The 15,067-nt window shown below is 73.6% G+C and carries 13 protein-coding genes; 5 read left to right on the top strand and 8 right to left on the bottom strand.

All coding sequences use genetic code 11. The annotated features are described in order from the left end of the window. The first annotated feature begins 78 nt into the window (after nucleotides 1-78). The 3 genes from ACO06A_RS16860 to ACO06A_RS16850 are packed head-to-tail and all read left to right on the top strand — an operon-like array spanning nucleotide 79 to nucleotide 4,609. A complete protein-coding gene (locus tag ACO06A_RS16860) occupies nucleotides 79-1,080 on the top strand; it encodes an AAA family ATPase (RefSeq protein WP_421733353.1) in 1,002 nt (333 codons plus the stop codon). After that, on the top strand, nucleotides 1,080-2,327 hold the full coding sequence (locus ACO06A_RS16855) for a DUF58 domain-containing protein (RefSeq protein WP_421733352.1): 1,248 nt from the start codon (nucleotides 1,080-1,082) through the stop codon (nucleotides 2,325-2,327). The genes ACO06A_RS16860 and ACO06A_RS16855 overlap by 1 nt, the downstream gene beginning before the upstream one ends. Beyond that, nucleotides 2,324-4,609 carry a transglutaminaseTgpA domain-containing protein gene (locus ACO06A_RS16850; RefSeq protein ID WP_421733351.1) on the top strand — a complete coding sequence of 762 codons (2,286 nt, stop codon included), beginning with the start codon at nucleotides 2,324-2,326 and terminating at the stop codon, nucleotides 4,607-4,609. The genes ACO06A_RS16855 and ACO06A_RS16850 overlap by 4 nt, the downstream gene beginning before the upstream one ends. Here the strand turns inward: ACO06A_RS16850 and ACO06A_RS16845 are convergent. From ACO06A_RS16845 to ACO06A_RS16835, 3 genes are all read right to left on the bottom strand, one after another. Further along, entirely contained in the window at nucleotides 4,554-4,958 is a 405-nt protein-coding gene (locus tag ACO06A_RS16845) for a DUF3040 domain-containing protein (RefSeq protein WP_421733350.1), read from the bottom strand. The two genes, ACO06A_RS16850 and ACO06A_RS16845, sit on opposite strands and share 56 nt — an antisense overlap. A gap of 40 nt (nucleotides 4,959-4,998) precedes the next feature. After that, the gene (dinB, locus tag ACO06A_RS16840; protein ID WP_421733349.1) at nucleotides 4,999-6,273 is read right to left on the bottom strand and encodes a DNA polymerase IV; all 1,275 of its coding nucleotides are present in this window, start codon (nucleotides 6,271-6,273) and stop codon (nucleotides 4,999-5,001) included. Between the two features lie 91 nt (nucleotides 6,274-6,364). After that, nucleotides 6,365-6,835, bottom strand: a complete 471-nt coding sequence (locus ACO06A_RS16835) for an SAV_6107 family HEPN domain-containing protein (RefSeq protein ID WP_421733348.1) — start codon at nucleotides 6,833-6,835, stop codon at nucleotides 6,365-6,367. Between the two features lie 98 nt (nucleotides 6,836-6,933). Between ACO06A_RS16835 and ACO06A_RS16830 the strand changes: the two genes are divergently transcribed. Then, the gene (locus ACO06A_RS16830) at nucleotides 6,934-7,809 is read left to right on the top strand and encodes a spermidine synthase (RefSeq protein WP_421733347.1); all 876 of its coding nucleotides are present in this window, start codon (nucleotides 6,934-6,936) and stop codon (nucleotides 7,807-7,809) included. Between the two features lie 45 nt (nucleotides 7,810-7,854). On the opposite strand, the gene ACO06A_RS16825 is transcribed toward ACO06A_RS16830, so the two are convergent. The 5 genes from ACO06A_RS16825 to ACO06A_RS16805 all read right to left on the bottom strand — a co-directional run bounded on the left by ACO06A_RS16825 (nucleotide 7,855) and on the right by ACO06A_RS16805 (nucleotide 12,547). Beyond that, nucleotides 7,855-8,058 (bottom strand): cold-shock protein, encoded by a 204-nt coding sequence (locus ACO06A_RS16825; protein ID WP_055921997.1) that lies wholly within the window; start codon nucleotides 8,056-8,058, stop codon nucleotides 7,855-7,857. A gap of 270 nt (nucleotides 8,059-8,328) precedes the next feature. Then, nucleotides 8,329-9,264 carry a PAC2 family protein gene (locus ACO06A_RS16820; RefSeq protein ID WP_421733346.1) on the bottom strand — a complete coding sequence of 312 codons (936 nt, stop codon included), beginning with the start codon at nucleotides 9,262-9,264 and terminating at the stop codon, nucleotides 8,329-8,331. 79 nt (nucleotides 9,265-9,343) lie between these two features. Beyond that, the gene (locus tag ACO06A_RS16815; RefSeq protein ID WP_421733345.1) at nucleotides 9,344-9,784 is read right to left on the bottom strand and encodes a response regulator; all 441 of its coding nucleotides are present in this window, start codon (nucleotides 9,782-9,784) and stop codon (nucleotides 9,344-9,346) included. 13 nt (nucleotides 9,785-9,797) lie between these two features. Continuing rightward, nucleotides 9,798-11,369, bottom strand: coding sequence for a sensor histidine kinase (locus ACO06A_RS16810; RefSeq protein WP_421733344.1), 1,572 nt, complete (start codon nucleotides 11,367-11,369; stop codon nucleotides 9,798-9,800). After that, nucleotides 11,366-12,547: a PP2C family protein-serine/threonine phosphatase gene (locus ACO06A_RS16805; RefSeq protein ID WP_421733343.1), complete on the bottom strand. Its 1,182-nt coding sequence runs from the start codon at nucleotides 12,545-12,547 to the stop codon at nucleotides 11,366-11,368. The genes ACO06A_RS16810 and ACO06A_RS16805 overlap by 4 nt, the downstream gene beginning before the upstream one ends. A gap of 255 nt (nucleotides 12,548-12,802) precedes the next feature. Here ACO06A_RS16805 and ACO06A_RS16800 point away from each other — a divergent pair, with 255 nt between their 5' ends. Further along, entirely contained in the window at nucleotides 12,803-15,040 is a 2,238-nt protein-coding gene (locus tag ACO06A_RS16800) for a HelD family protein (protein WP_421733342.1), read from the top strand. Nucleotides 15,041-15,067 lie beyond the last annotated feature (27 nt).

Here is a 15,067-nt window from a genome sequence, read left to right as displayed (position 1 = left end):
GAAGTGGGGGTCCGATGGGCGATGAACTGAGGGCGGCCGACCTTTAGGCTCGGACCCAGATCCGCCAAAGGAGGCGTCATGCTGCAGGCCGTCCCGTCCACGAGTGAGCTCGAGGACGTCGTCGACATCACCACGAGGATGCGCACCGCTGTGGAGGGGGTCGTCACCGGCCGCCCCGAGCTGGTGCGCGTCACGGTCGCCGTGCTCCTCGCCGAGGGGCACCTGCTGCTGGAGGACGTCCCGGGGGTCGGCAAGACGACCCTCGCCAAGGCGCTGGCCAAGACCATCGACTGCACCGTCGGCCGGATCCAGTTCACCCCGGACCTGCTGCCGTCGGACCTCACCGGCGTGAACATCTTCCGGTCGCAGACGCACGAGTTCGAGTTCCGGCCCGGTCCCGTCTTCGCGCACGTGGTCATCGGCGACGAGATCAACCGCGCCTCGCCCAAGACGCAGTCCGCGCTTCTGGAGTGCATGCAGGAGGCCCAGGCGACGGTCGACGGCCGCACCTACCCGCTGCCGCGGCCGTTCCTCGTCGTCGCCACCCAGAACCCCGTGGAGATGGAAGGCACCTACCCGCTGCCCGAGGCGCAGCGCGACCGGTTCATGGCCCGGCTCACGGTCGGCTACCCGAGCATCGAGTCCGAGCTCGACATGCTGGACCTCCAGGAGACGTCGGACCCGCTGGACACCCTGCGCCCCGTCACCGACGCGGCGCAGGTCAAGGCGCTCATCGAGACCACCCGGCGGCTGTACGCGGCGCCCGGCATCAAGCGGTACGTGGTCGACCTGGTCACCGCCACCCGCGAGGACCCGGGCCTGCGGCTCGGCGCCTCACCCCGAGCGGCCATCCAGCTGCTGCGCGCCGCCAAGTCCCTGGCCGCCATGGACGGCCGGGACCACGTGCTGCCCGACGACGTCCAGCAGCTCGGCGTGCCGGTCCTCGCACACCGGCTGCTGCCGAGCACCGAGTCGCGCCTGTCCGGCCGCAGCACGTCCGACATCGTCGCCGACATCCTCGACCGCATCCCGCTCCCGTCGACTGCGGGGACCGCGCGCTCCCGACGCGCGATCGGCTGATGCGACTTCGCCCCACACCCCGAGGCTGGGCGCTCGCCGGCGCCGGCATCGTCGCGCTCCAGCTGGGCGTCGTGCTCGGGGCGGTCGACCTGGTGCGGATCGGCACGCTCGCGCTGCTGCTCGTCGTCGCGGCGGCCGTCGGCGTCGGCGCGCTCGACCCCGGCCGTGGCAAGCACCGCCTCACCGTGCAGCGCCGCGCCAGGCCCAATCCGGTGCACGCCGGCGACGAGGCCCAGATCGAGGTCCTCATCGCCGCCACCGACCCCGCGGCGCGCGTACGGCTGGCCGGTCTGAAGTTCGCCGAGCAGGCGGCCACCGAGCTGTCCGGCGGACGCCCCCTGCGTGCCCGCGTGGCCCGCGCCCCGCGCCGCGTGACCGTGACGTACGCGGTGCAGGCGGCCCGGCGCGGACGCTGGCCGCTGGGCCCGCTCGTGGTCACCCGGAGCGACCCGTTCGGGGTGGTGCGCACCTCGGCCACCCTCGGCGAGCAGGCCGAGGTGTCGGTGTGGCCGGCCGTGGTGCCGCTCCCCACGCCCAGCGACGTGCTGGTCGGCGAACCCGACCGGGTGGCGCTCGGCGCGCGCAGCCCGTCGACCGACGACGCCTCGCTGCGCGACTATCGCGAGGGCGACGACCTGCGGCGCGTGCACTGGAGCAGCAGCGCCCGCAAGGGTGCGCTGATGGTGCGGTCGGACGAGCGGGCCGGCATGCGACCCGTGTCGGTGCTCCTCGACCTGCCCGCGCGGGTGGCCAGCCTGGAGTGGTCGATCTCCCTGGCCGCGTCGATGTCCCTGGCCATGCTCGACGGCGGTCATCCGGTCAGGCTCGTCAGCGGGCTGCGCGACGACGCCAGCCCGTACCCGCTCGCCTTCGTGCACGACCGCTCCGGCCCGGGGGCGCGCCAAGCGCTGCTGGACCGGACCATCGACCTCGAGGCGCCCCGCACGGCCGCCCAGGGCGAGTCCGAGCTGGTCTCGGCCGCCCACCTGCTGCACACCAGCGACGCCGGCGGGGAGATCGTGCTCGCCGTCCTGGGTCCGCTCGGGGCGTCCGCCCGCGCCGCCCTCGCGCACGTCGCCGACGCCGCCCAGGCCTGGGCCGTCGTCCGCGCCGACACCCCCGCGCACGCGGCGGAGGCCGAGCACACCATCAAGGCCTTGCGCCGCGCCGGCTGGCGAGCCTGCCGGGTGACCCCCGGGGAGCCGATCGTGGACTGCTGGCTGCGTCTGCTGGGGTCGGCCCAGTGACCGGGCGCTCGCTCCGCATCCCCCGCGGCCCGCGGTCCGCCCTCGGGTCGGCGCTCTGCGCCGCCGCCACCTGCGCGAGCCTCTTCGCGCTGACCGGCCTGATCGTGCGCGGCGGCTGGCTCGTGGCCACGTGGCTCATCGTGCTCGTCGTCGCCGCGACCGTCGTCGGCGTCCGAGCCGTCACGCGGTCCTGGTGGGCACCCACGCTGGCCGGGACCCTCGTCGCCGTCGGCATCGTCCTCGTCCGCTACGGGGCGCCCCCGGGCCGGCTCCAGGTCCTCCCGGACTCCGGGTCCCTGGACCGGACGCTGGCCACCGCACGCGAGGGTGTCGCGGTCATCAACGCCTCCCTGGTGCCCATGGTCGGCGTCCGTCCCGCCGAGCTGCTCGTGGTGGTCGGCGCGGTCTCGGTCTTCCTGCTCGCCGACCTCGTCGCCATCGGGCTCGGCGCGCCCGCCCTGGCCGGCATCGCGTTCGCGGGCCTCTGGGTGCCCGCGATCATCCTGGGGTTCCCGGCCAGCGGCTGGGCGATCGCGTGGACCGCCTTCTTCTACCTCCTGCTGCTCGCGCTCAGCGCCGCTCCCCCGACGGCCCACAGCGACCGCGCTCGCCGGACCTCCGTCGCGGTGCTCAGCTCGGTCGGTCTCATCGTCGCCACGCTCGTGGCCGGCCCCGCCGTGGCCGCCTTCCCGGGCTGGGCGACCATGAGCATGCCCAGTTTCGGCTCCGGCCCCGTCGGACCGATGTCGCTGAGCGACAACCTCGACCTGCGCGAGAGCCTGGGCTCCCGCTCCGGGCAGGTCGTCCTGCGCTACACCGTCGCACCCGTCGTGGCCGACGCCGGCGCGGACCCCGCGCCCTCGCCGAGCGCGTCGGCAGCCACCAACGTCACCGCCAACGACGTCGGTCCCCTGCGCGCCTTCACCCTCACCACCTTCGACGGTCAGGAGTGGGACCGGTCCGACTCGCTCGAGCTCACCGGTTGGGACGCCTCGACGCTGCTGTCGTCGGACCCGACGATCCGCGGCACCGCGCCCGACGCGGACCGGGGAACCCTCGCCGACGTCCGGATCGAGGTGGCTGCCCTGCGCGAGCGGCGGCTCCCCGTGAGCACCTTCCCGCGCACCGTCGACGTGCGCGGTGGCTGGGAGTACGACCCGGCCCGTGACGAGGTCGTCGGTCGGCGCGGCACGTTCGACGGCATGACGTACGCCATGCAGGTCGAGATCCCGTCGCTCACCAAGGAGGACCTCATCGGCGCGGAGGTCGGCGACCCGGGCGACGGCGGCGCGTCGCTGGAGGTGCCGCCGACCGCCCACGCTCAGGACGTCGCCGCCGTCGCGCGCGAGGTCACCGCGGACGCGGCCACGCCGTACGAGCAGGCCATGGCGCTCCAGACGTACTTCCGGGCGACGACGAACTTCACCTACGACACGCGCGTCGCGCCCTCCCGGTCCGACGACGCCGTCTGGGACTTCCTGCAGTCCACCCGCGGCTACTGCGTGCAGTTCGCCACCTCGATGGCGATGATGGCGCGCTCGCTCGACATCCCCGCGCGCGTCGCGGTGGGCTTCCTGCCCGGTGAGTCGGACCGCAACGGTGGCTACGTCGTGTCGGGCCAGAAGTCGCACGCCTGGCCGGAGCTGTACTTCGAGGGATCCGGCTGGGTGCGGTTCGAGCCGACGCCCGGTGAGCAGACGGGTGCTCCGCCCCGCTGGAGCGACCCGTTCGTCGGGATCTCCGCGCCCGACCAGATCCCGGACGACGCGCTGCCGGTGCCCCTGCCCGGCGCGACCGCGTCGACTGCCCCCGGCGGCTCGACGACGTCCACCGGGACCGAGGACGACGAGCAGGCGTGGCTCCCCGTGGCGATCACCGTCGCGATCGTGCTGGCCGTGGCGTCGTTCGGCCTCGCCATCATCCGGCGGCGGACGCGGTTCCGGGCCGACCTGACGCCTGAGCGCGCCTGGCTGCGTGCCCGGCGCCGGCTCGGAGCCCGCGGGGTCACGTGGACCGATGCGGAGACGCCGCGCACGGTCGTCGCCTCGGTGCAGGAGCAGCTGCGGGCGGCGTCAGGGTCGACGCTGACAGGATCCTCGGTCGTCGCGCTCGAGTCGCTGGCGCGGACGGTCGAGCAGGACCTCTACGCGCCGGAGCAGCCGTCCGTCGACCCGGCGATCCTGGCCGGGTGGGTGGACGAGCTGATGATCGGGGTCGAGAGCCTGCTCAGTGACCGCTCTCGCCGCGGCGCCGTTCCCAGCGCTCCTCGAGACGGGACATGAGGCCGCTCTTCTGACGAGCCGGCGGCGTTGCCGGCTTCACCTTGCCGTCGCTCTGCACCACGCCCCGCGGACCGGAGCGGTGCCCGGACGAGCGCTGGGGTGCGGCGAAGGCGAAGGCGACCGCGGCGAACATCACGACGAAGCCGATGACGCCGAGCCACGGCAGGCCGTTGGCGGCGCCGAGCACGAGGAGCAGCAGACCGACCGACGCACCCACTCCCGCGATGACGTATCGGCCGAACGGGCGATGCCCGCGCTGAGTCAGCGTGTTCGCGAGCCGCGGATCGTCAGAGGTCAACTGGCGTTCCATCTGCTCGAGCACGCGCTGCTCGTACTCCGAGAGAGGCATCCTGACCCCCGTTGTCAGCTATGTGGACCTGTCGTCCGGTTCAGGATAGATCCGCCGGAACGAAGGTGGTAGTCGAGCGGGAGGATACTCCCCCAGCCTGGGGAGCTCCGGACCTGATCGCGGCCCCACCGAACCTCTCGCGCACCCGGTCCATGGTCAGCTCCGCGTCCCGCCGCGCCTGCACCGGCTCGTCGAAGGCCTCCTCGAGGGTCGGCTGCCGGATGGTGGACGCGGCACGGGTCAGACCCTCCACGCGCACCCCGACGAGGCGCACCGGCAGTCCGCCCAGGTCGACGCCCGCGAGCAGATCACGCACGGCCAGGAACATCTCGCGCCCGACGTCCGTCGGGGTCACCAGCGTGCGCGACCGGGTCAGCGTCCGGAAGTCGGAGGTGCGGATCTTCACGGTGATCGTGCGCGTGACCAGGCCGTTCCTGCGCAGCCGCACCGCGCACCGGTCGGCCAGGTCCCGGGCCTTCTCCTGCACGACCGTGAGGTCGGCGACATCGGTCAGGAACGTCTCCTCCGCCCCCAGCGACCGTTCCTCGCGGCCGGGACTGACGGGTCGGGGATCCCGGCCCCACGACAGGTCGAACAGGTGCGCGCCCGCCACCTTGCCGACCGCGTGCTGCACCGTGGACACGTCGCTGTCTGCCAGCTCGGCGACCGTCCTGATCCCGAAGCGCGCCAGGGCGGCCTCCGTCTTTTCACCCACTCCCCAGAGCGCCCCGACGGGCAGCACGCGCAGGAAGTCGACCGTCGCCGCGCGGGGGACGAGGAGCACGCCGTCCGGCTTGGCCTGACCCGACGCGAGCTTGGCGACGAACTTGGTGGATCCGATACCGACGGAGCAGGTGATCCCGAACTGCTCCTGCACCTGCCGGCGGATCAGCCGGGCGATGATCGTGGGCGGTCCCAGCCGCCTGCGGGCGCCGGCGACGTCGAGGAACGCCTCGTCGACGCTGACCTGCTCGACCAGCGCGGTGATGTCCCCGAGCAGCTGCATCACGCCGGTGGAGACCTCGTGGTACGCGTGGTGGTCGGGAGGCACGACGACCGCCTGCGGACACTGCCGCAACGCCGTGGCCATCGGCATGGCCGAGTGCACGCCGAACGCCCTGGCCTCGTAGGTCGCGGCCAGGACCACGCCGCGCGTGGCTCCCCCGACGATCACCGGCAGCCCGCGCAGCTGCGGCCGTCGGGCGAGCTCCACCGACGCGAAGAACGCGTCCATGTCGACGTGCAGGATCGAGCAGCCGACCTCCTCACGCCCCCAGTCGCGCCTGGCGTCGGCCGACCGGGGTCCGCGGCTCATGGCCGTGCCGGGCCGTCGGCCCCGTCGGTCCCGTCGTCCGACCGGGTGCGGCCCCGACCAGCACCCGCCGCGGGCGGCACCTCCACGGCGCTCATGACGCCTGCGGGACGCGCATGCGCAAGGTGCGACCGGCGACCGCGTCCGCGCCCCCGTGGACCAGGTCCCGCACGGCGTCGACGAAGTCCTCCGCCGCGCACACCGCCTCCTCTGCCCGCTCGGGGCCTACCAGCTCGAACCGGCCCGCATCCACGGCCGAGCGCAGTGCCGCCGCCTCCGCGAAGTACGTGGACCACGACCCGAGCTCAGGCGCGACCACGCCGAGCATGCTCCACACCGTGCGCGGCGCCCGACGCCCCGACGGGGTGCCCCGGGCGGCGACCACGGCGGCTCCGGCGCGCAGGGCGGCGAGGTGCGCGTGAGAAAGCTGCTCCCACGGCTCGGACGAGAACTGCGCGGCGAGCAGCTCGGCATCGGCCCGGCGGAGGAGCTCGAGCGCGCGGGCGGGCACCGGTGCTCCCGCGCCCGGCTCGCCGGTCACGTGCTGCTCGAGCTGCTGGTCCATCGCCGTCTCCCTCCGCGTGCGTCGATCTGTCGACCCACTCAGTATCGAACACCTGTTCGATGCCGTCAAGCCCGGTCCCGGCCCGTAGGTTGGGCACCATGGCCGCCCGCGACCGCTCCGCCCGACGCAGTCCAGCCTCGCACCGACCGCCCACACGCTCCGCCCGCGCTCCCTGGCCCACGGGCCCCGTCACCATCCCCACGGGGACGGTCGAGCTGGTCCGCGACCACGACGACCCGGACGGGGTGACCGTCCTGGTCAACGGCGTGCCCAGCTCGCACCTGGACCTGGTGGACCCGACGCGGCTGGTCTTCGAGTACATGCAGCAGATGGCCGTGGTGATCGAGCGCTACGGCGACGTGGGCGGACCGCTCGACGTGGTGCACCTGGGGGCCGCGGGCTGCGCGCTCGCGCGGTCGATCGACGCCACCCGCCCGGGCTCGCGGCAGCTCGCGATCGAGCTGGACACCGTGCTCCCCGAGCTCGTCCGCGGGTGGTTCGACCTGCCGCGCGCACCCGCGCTGCGGATCCGCGCGGGGGACGCGCGCGCCGAGCTCGGTCGGCTCGCCGACGCGGGGGCGGACGTCGTCGTCCGCGACGTCTTCGCCGGCGACACGACCCCCGACCACGTCCGGACGCGGGAGATGGTCGCGCAGGTGACCCGCGTGCTCCGACCCGGGGGCCTCTACCTGGTCAACTGCGCGGACCGCCCACCCCTGGCGGGAGCGCGCGCCGAGGTGGCCACCCTGCGCGCCGCGTTCGAGGACGTCGCCGTGATCGCCGAGCCGGGGCTCCTGCGCGGTCGGGGCTACGGGAACGTCGTCCTTGCCGCGACGGACGACCCGGAGCTGCTCGGGTCCGCACCGCTGGCCCGCGCCGTCCGCAGCCTGCCGGCGCCCGCGCGGCTGCTGCACGGCGCCGAGGTCACCGCGTTCGTGGGGAGCGCCTCGCCACTGACGGACCCGGTGGCATGACGAAGGGCCGCACCCCTGGGGGATGCGGCCCTTCGCTCGCCCTAGTCAGATCGGGCGGACGCTCTCGGCCTGGGGGCCCTTGGCGCCCTGCGTGATCTCGAACTCGACGCGCTGGCCCTCATCGAGGCTGCGGTAGCCCGAGGAGTCGATCGCGGAGTAGTGGACGAAGACGTCGGCACCGCCGCCGTCCTGGGCGATGAACCCGAAGCCCTTCTCAGCGTTGAACCACTTGACAGCACCCTGTGCCATGTTCGTTTCCTTCTGTCCCACCGGTGACGGCGCTGGCCTTCTGCCTGCGTCGTGCCGCAATGCCTCACGTCCTGCACCGGGTGACCCAGCCGCGGGGGCTGGTCGGAACCGACCCCGGGCCGAGGCCCGGATGACGACACCGGTCGAGCGTGCCGGTCAAGCGAGTACGTCACTGCAACGTGTGCATCCTTACATCGGGCCTGGTGGCGGCGCCATGCTTTCGCCCCGTCGGCTCACGCACTTTGACAACGATCTGGTAAAGGCGACGCCTCAGGCCGGACCGCTCTCGTCGCCCTGCTGGGCCAGGAACCGCTCGAACTCCGCCCCCAGCTCGTCCGCGGTGGGCAGGTCGGTGGACCCGGCGAGCAGGCTCGTGCGCCCGATGTTCCGGGTGAACGAGTCGTACTGCTCCTCGAGGGCGTGCACCACCGCGGCGACGTCCTCGGACCCGGTCACCTGCCGGTCGATCTCCTGCATGGCGCCGTCCGCGGCGGCCGTCAGCGACGCCACCCGCAGGTCCAGGCCGGTCGCTCGCTCCACGTTGGTCAGGCCGGCCTGGCTGGCCTGCGGGAACGCCGACTGCGCGAGGTAGTGCGGGACGTGCACCGCGAAGCCGACGGCGTCGTGGCCGGACTGGCCGAGGCGGAGCTCCAGCAGCGCGCTGGCGCTGGCCGGAACCTGCACGGTGCCGAACCACGACGTGTGGTCGGCGACCAGCTCGGGGCGGGTCGCGTGGGCGGTGACCGACAGCGGCCGCGTGTGCGGGATGCCCATCGGGATCCCGTGCAGGCCGACCGTCAGCGGCACGTCGAAACGCTCGACGATCTGCCGGACGGCGGCGACGTACCGCTCCCACTGGACGTCGGGCTCGACGCCGTGCAGGAGCAGGAACGGGACGCCCGCGGCGTCCTGCACCAGGTCGACCACCAGCTCGGGGTCCGCATAGGACGCCCACGTGGTCTGGTCGAACGTCATGACCGGCCTGCGCGACCGGTAGTCCAGCAGCTGGTCGACGTCGAAGGTGGCCAGTCGCGTGGTGGTCAGCTCGTCGACCAGGTGCTCCGCGGCCAGCTGGCCGGCGTTGCCCGCGTCGACGAACCCGCGGACCGCGTGCACCAGCACGGGGCCGGCGCCGTTCACCGACCGCGCCTCGACCTGGGCGGCGACCTCAGGGTCGACGTCGTAGATCTCGCTCGGGTTCAGCATGGGGGTGCGCTCACTTCCGTCCGGGTTACCGGGGACAACGCCCACCCGCCGTGAGTTCTTCCCGGCGGTCCCGTCCGGCTCAGCGGCCGGGCAGCCGCACGACCTCGACGAAGAACTCGTCGATCTGACGCACGACCTCGATGAACCGGTCGAAGTCCACCGGCTTGGTGACGTAGGCGTTGGCGTGCAGCGAGTAGCTGCGGACCACGTCCTCCTCCGCCTCCGAGGTGGTGAGCACGACGACGGGGATGGACCGCAGGTTGGCGTCGGCCTTGAGCGCCTGGAGGACCTCCCGGCCGTCCATCTTCGGCAGGTTGAGGTCGAGCAGGACGAGGTCGGGCGTCGGGGCGTCGGCGTGCTCGCCCTCCTTGCGCAGGAACTGGAGCGCGCTGACGCCGTCGGAGACGACCGACAGGCGGTTGCGCAGCTTGTTGTCCTCGAACGCCTCGCGGGTCATGAGCACGTCGCCCGGGTCGTCCTCGACCAGGAGGACGTCGATGATCTTGGTGGTGTTCGGCACGCGGTTGTCTCCTTCAGCTGCTGAGGTCGTCGGCAGCGGGCAGCGTCCAGCGGATGCTGGTCCCCTCGCCGTCCGGCTGCTCGATCCAGATGCGACCGCCGTGGAACTCGACGATCTTCTTGCACAACGAGAGGCCGATCCCGGTGCCCTCGTAGACGTCCTTGGCGTGCAGTCGCTGGAAGATGACGAACACCCGTTCCGCGTACTGCTGGTCGATGCCGATGCCGTTGTCCCGACACTCGAGCTCCCAGGATTCTCCCACGCGGCGCGCGCTGACGTGCACGCGGGGCGGGCGGGACGGGTCGCGGAACTTGATCCCGTTGCCCACCAGGTTCTGGAACAGCTGGACCAGCAGCGGCTCCTCGCCGCGGACGACCGGGAGCTCGTCGTGCGTCACCTGCGCGCCCGACTCCGCGATCGCCTCGCTGAGGTTGTCGACCCCGGCCGCGAGCGCGGAGGCCAGGTCCACGTCGGTGACCTCACCCCCGACCCGGCCGACGCGGGAGAAGCCCAGCAGGTCCTGGATGAGCTGCTGCATGCGCTTTGCGCCGTCGACCGCGAACGCGATGTACTGGTCGGCGCGCTCGTCCATCTGCCCGCCGTACCGCTTCTGCAGCAGCTGGGTGAAGCTCGCGATCTTGCGCAGCGGCTCCTGGAGGTCGTGCGAGGCGACGTAGGCGAACTGCTCCAGGTCGCGGTTGGAGCGCCGGAGCTCCTCGGCCTGCTCGGTGAGCAGCTCGTGCGCCAGCGCGATCTCCGACCGGGACGACTCGAGCACCTGGACCTGGTCCACCAGCGCGACGCGCATCCGCTCGATGTCCCCCGCCAGCGCGGCGATCTCCCCCGGGCCCACGCCGGCGACGGGGTGGGTCAGGTCGCCCGACGAGACCGCGCGGGCGTCGGCGGCCAGCGAGTCGAGCGGCTCGAGGATCCAGCGCCGGAGCGTGACCCACAGCGCGATGCCGAGGGCCACCGCAGCCAGGACGAGCAGCGCCACGGTCCCGGCACCTACCAGCGTCCAGAACGCCAGCTCGTCGAGGGCGTCGGAGCGCCGGTCCCGCAGCAGGTCGATGTAGGCGTCCGCGGCGGCGCGCGCGTCGTCGAAGAGCACCCGGCCCTGCTCGATCTCGTCCGTGGTGACGGCTCCGACCCCGTTGGTCCGGACCTCGTCCATCACCGGGAGCGCGAAGTCCTCGTTCCAGCGTCGGCCGGCGTCCGCGGCGGCCTGTGCCGCGGCGGCCAGCCGCTCGTCGCCGGTCTTGGTCTCGTTCTCGGCGAGCGTCCGGAACGAGAGGTCGTCGGCCGAGGCCCGCTCGTACGGCTCGAGCGTGACCGGGTCGCCGGTCAGCGCGAATCCGCGCACCGCGGTCTCCGCGTCGACCAGCTGGATGAACGCGCCGTCCGCCTGGGTGATCGCGGTGAAGTACCGCTGGGTCACGGCGTCCTGACGGTCGATCAGCCGCAGCAGCACGAAGACGGTGCCGAGCATGACGACGGCGAGGACGACGGCGGACGCGACGATGGCCGTGCGCAGGCGTCGGCGCAGCGTGGAGGGACGCCGCGCGGGCGTCGAGGCAGCGCTCACGCACGCCACCCGAGCACGACGACCGCGGCGTCGTCGACGAGGTCGCCGCCGTGCAGCTGACGGACGTCGTGCAGCACCTGCTCGACGAGGTCGCCCTGCGCCGCGACGGCACCGTCGACCACCCGCAGCAGGCCGGTCTTGCCGAGGCGGTCGGAGCCGTCGCCGATGGTCGCCTCGAGCACGCCGTCGGTGTACAGCAGGATGCGCCAGGACGGGCCCAGGTCGAGCCGGACCGGGGCCCAGCCGCCGGAGACCGGGATGCCCAGCGCGCGACCGCGGCCGTGCGTCGGAAGGAGGGTCGACGGAGCGCCCAGCAGCAGCGGCACGGGATGCCCTGCCAGGTACAGGTCCACCGCGGAGCGGTCCGCGGCGACGTCCAGCATCGACACGGTCGTGAAGATCTCGGGGCGGGCGCGCTCGGAGATCAGGACGCGTTCGAGCAGGCCGAGGATGTCCGCCGTCGGGATCTCCGCCAGCACCAGGGTGCGCCACGCGGTCCGCAGCGTGGCGCCCAGGGCGGCCTCGTCGGGACCGTGCCCGCAGACGTCGCCGACGAGCGCGAGGACCGAGCCGTCCGGGCGCTCGACCACGTCGTAGAAGTCCCCGCCCAGCACGCCGTCGCGCCCGGCGCGGTAGCCCACGCGCACCTCGAGGCGCTGGTCGACCACCGACGGGGTGGGCAGCAGGGCGCGCTCGAGGCGGTTGACCTCCTCCGCGCGCACCAGGCTCCGGTACAGGGCGCGGTCCGTGTCCTCGAGCCGACGCCGCTGGATCGCGTACCGCACCGACCGGCCGAGCAGCTCGCCGTCGACCTCACCCTTGACCAGGTAGTCCTGGGCGCCGGCGGCCACCGCCTGGAGCCCGATGTCGGAGCCGGCCAGGCCGGTGAGCACCACGACGGCGGGCGCACCGGCGGCGAGCAGCCGCTCGAGAGCACCGATGCCCATGGCGTCGGGCAGGCCGAGGTCCAGGAGCACAAGGTCGACGTGCAGGTTGTCGATGGCCTCGTCCAGGGTGCGCACCCACGACAGGGCGACGTCCAGGCCGGCGTCCGCCAGGTGCTCGCGCACCAGGATCGCGTCGCCCTCGTCGTCCTCGACCAGCAGCAGACGGATCGGTGCGGGGCGGACTGCGGTGGCGGGGCGCGTGTCGTCGGCGGCAGTGCGTGCGTCGCTCAACGGCGCCTCCTCCCAGCTGTGCACCCGCCAGTTCTCGACAGGTCACCCGAAGCGTAGGGTGCCTGTCCCCGTGCTGCTCGCCATCTCACCCGCTCCTGACGGCTCCCACCCGGTCGGCCGTGTGCGGCCGGGCTGCGGACGTCGGATAATGGACGGCCGCTCCGTGCCCTGCGTCGTACCTCGATGCTCGCTGGGGCGGCTGGTACGCACGGCCGGGAGCATCCCGGCGGAACGGAGATCGCCCAGGTGGCAGGCATGGACAACGAGCTGGCGGACGAGCAGCGCATCGTCGACCAGCTTTACGGCCGGCTCGACGACCTGCGCGCGCAGATGCGGGCACGACTGGCCGACGTCCGCCGGGAGGGGCCTTCGGGCTCCCCGCAGAACCGCAGCGAGCGCGACGCGTTCGCCACGCTCTACGAGGACCGCATCGCGCAGCTGGAGGCCGTCGAGGAGCGCCTCGTGTTCGGGCGCCTCGACCTGGACGACGACTCGCGTCGCTACATCGGCCGGCTCGGGCTCACGGACACCGAGCAGACCCAGCTCCTCACCGACTGGCGCGCGCCCGCCGCGCAGGCGTTCTACCGGGCCACCGCGGCGCACCCCGACGGCGTCGTGCGTCGCCGGCACGTGGTCACCCGCGGGCGCGCCGTGACGAGCGTGGAGGACGAGGTCCTCGACCTCGACCGCCTGACCGACGACCCCGACTCCCGCCTGAGCGGGTTGTCCGGCGAGGGTGCGCTGCTCGCCGGCCTGGCCGCCGGTCGCACCGGACGGATGGGCGACATCGTCGCCACCATCCAGGGCGAGCAGGACGCGATCATCCGCTCCGAGCTCGGCGGCGCGCTCGTGGTGCAGGGCGGCCCCGGCACCGGCAAGACGGCCGTCGCGCTGCACCGGGCCGCCTACCTGCTGTACGCCCACCGCCGCATGCTCGAGCGCTCGGGCGTCCTGCTCGTCGGCCCCAGCCGCACGTTCCTGCGCTACATCGACCAGGTGCTCCCGTCTCTCGGCGAGACCGGGGTGGTCACGACGACCGTCGCGGAGCTGTACCCCGGCATCCAGGCCACGGCGACCGAGCCCGAGGCCGTCGCCGAGCTGAAGGGCCGCGCGCTGTGGGCCCAGGTCGTCGCCCGGGCGGTGCGCGACCGGGAGCGGATCCCCGCGCAGCCTGTGCACGTCCGCGTCGACGGCCACGACCTGGTCATCCGGCCGGCCGACATCGCGTCGGCCATGTCCCGCGCCCGGCGCAACCACAAGCCGCACAACCAGGCGCGCGTCTCGTTCGTGCGGGACATGCTGGGCCGGCTCGCCGAGCAGTACGTGCTCCAGCTGGGCCAGGAGGTGCCGTCCGACGAGCGGGGCGAGATCGTCGAGGAGCTGCGGACCACCCGCGAGATCCGGGTCGCGCTGAACCTGGCCTGGATGCCCATCACGCCGCAGAAGCTGGTCGCGGACCTCTGGTCGAAGCCGCACCGCCTCGCCTCCGCCGCCCCGCAGCTGTCCGCACGCGAGCGCGCGATGCTCGTGCGCGACGCCGACGCCCCCTGGACGCCGGCCGACGTCCCGATCCTGGACGAGGCCGCGGAGCTGCTCGGCGAGGACGACCAGGCCGCCCGCGCCGAGGCTCGTGCCGCCGCGGACCGCCGGACCTCCGAGCTCGCGTACGCCCGCCAGGTGCTGGAGTCCACGGGGAGCAGCGGGATGGTGTCCGCGGAGATGCTGGCGGACAGGTTCGCGACGACCGGCCCGACGCTCACCACCGCCGAGCGGGCCGCCGCCGACCGGTCGTGGACGTACGGGCACGTGGTCGTCGACGAGGCGCAGGAGCTCTCGGCCATGGCGTGGCGGTCGCTGCTGCGCCGGGTGCCGACGAGGTCGCTGACGATCGTCGGCGACGTCGCGCAGACCACGGCGACGGCCGGCGCGCGCAGCTGGGCCGCGCAGCTCGACCCGGTGCTCCGCTCGTCGTGGCGCCTGAACGAGCTGACGGTGAACTACCGGACCCCGGCCGAGGTGGCCGACACCGCCCGCCGGGTGGCCGTCGCGGCGCACCTGCCCGTGAGCCCGCTGACGTCCGCGCGCGAGGTGGACGACTCCCTCGTCGTCGAGCGGACGGCCGACGTCGTGGCCGCCGTGGCCGAGCGGACCGAGAAGCTCGTCGCCGAGGTCACGGACTCCTCGGGCGCCGGGCGGATCGCCGTGATCGCCGTGGACGGGCGGCTCGCCGCGATCGGCGACGCCCTGCGCGCGGCGGGGCTGCGACCGGCGCTCGGCACGGGCACCAGCGCGGCAGACCTCGACGCGCCGCTCGTCGTGCTCAGCCCGCGGGAGGCGAAGGGCCTGGAGTTCGACGTCGTCGTGCTGGTCGAGCCCGCGGAGGTCATCGAGGCGAGCGCGGGCGACCTGTACGTCGCGATGACCCGGCCCACCCGGGCCCTGCACGTGCTGCACGACCGCCCGCTCCCCCGCGGCTGGCTCGCCGACGGCTGACCGGCTGTCTCACGCGTGTCCGAGGGC

It is taken from the genome of Cellulomonas sp. (assembly GCF_965229465.1).
Taxonomy (GTDB): Bacteria; Actinomycetota; Actinomycetes; order Actinomycetales; family Cellulomonadaceae; genus Cellulomonas.
Note: the sequence above shows the minus strand (reverse complement) of the source record. Positions and strands in the feature narration are given on the sequence as shown.

Bases quoted from the DNA above. Each gene is read 5' to 3' on its own strand.
- ACO06A_RS16860 (WP_421733353.1), top strand. From the start codon at position 79: ATGCTGCAGGCCGTCCCGTCCACGAGTGAGCTCGAGGACGTCGTCGAC.
- ACO06A_RS16855 (WP_421733352.1), top strand. From the start codon at position 1,080: ATGCGACTTCGCCCCACACCCCGAGGCTGGGCGCTCGCCGGCGCCGGC.
- ACO06A_RS16845 (WP_421733350.1), bottom strand. From the start codon at position 4,958: ATGCCTCTCTCGGAGTACGAGCAGCGCGTGCTCGAGCAGATGGAACGC.
- dinB (WP_421733349.1), bottom strand. From the start codon at position 6,273: ATGAGCCGCGGACCCCGGTCGGCCGACGCCAGGCGCGACTGGGGGCGT.
- ACO06A_RS16835 (WP_421733348.1), bottom strand. From the start codon at position 6,835: ATGGACCAGCAGCTCGAGCAGCACGTGACCGGCGAGCCGGGCGCGGGA.
- ACO06A_RS16830 (WP_421733347.1), top strand. From the start codon at position 6,934: ATGGCCGCCCGCGACCGCTCCGCCCGACGCAGTCCAGCCTCGCACCGA.
- ACO06A_RS16825 (WP_055921997.1), bottom strand. From the start codon at position 8,058: ATGGCACAGGGTGCTGTCAAGTGGTTCAACGCTGAGAAGGGCTTCGGG.
- ACO06A_RS16820 (WP_421733346.1), bottom strand. From the start codon at position 9,264: ATGCTGAACCCGAGCGAGATCTACGACGTCGACCCTGAGGTCGCCGCC.
- ACO06A_RS16800 (WP_421733342.1), top strand. From the start codon at position 12,803: ATGGACAACGAGCTGGCGGACGAGCAGCGCATCGTCGACCAGCTTTAC.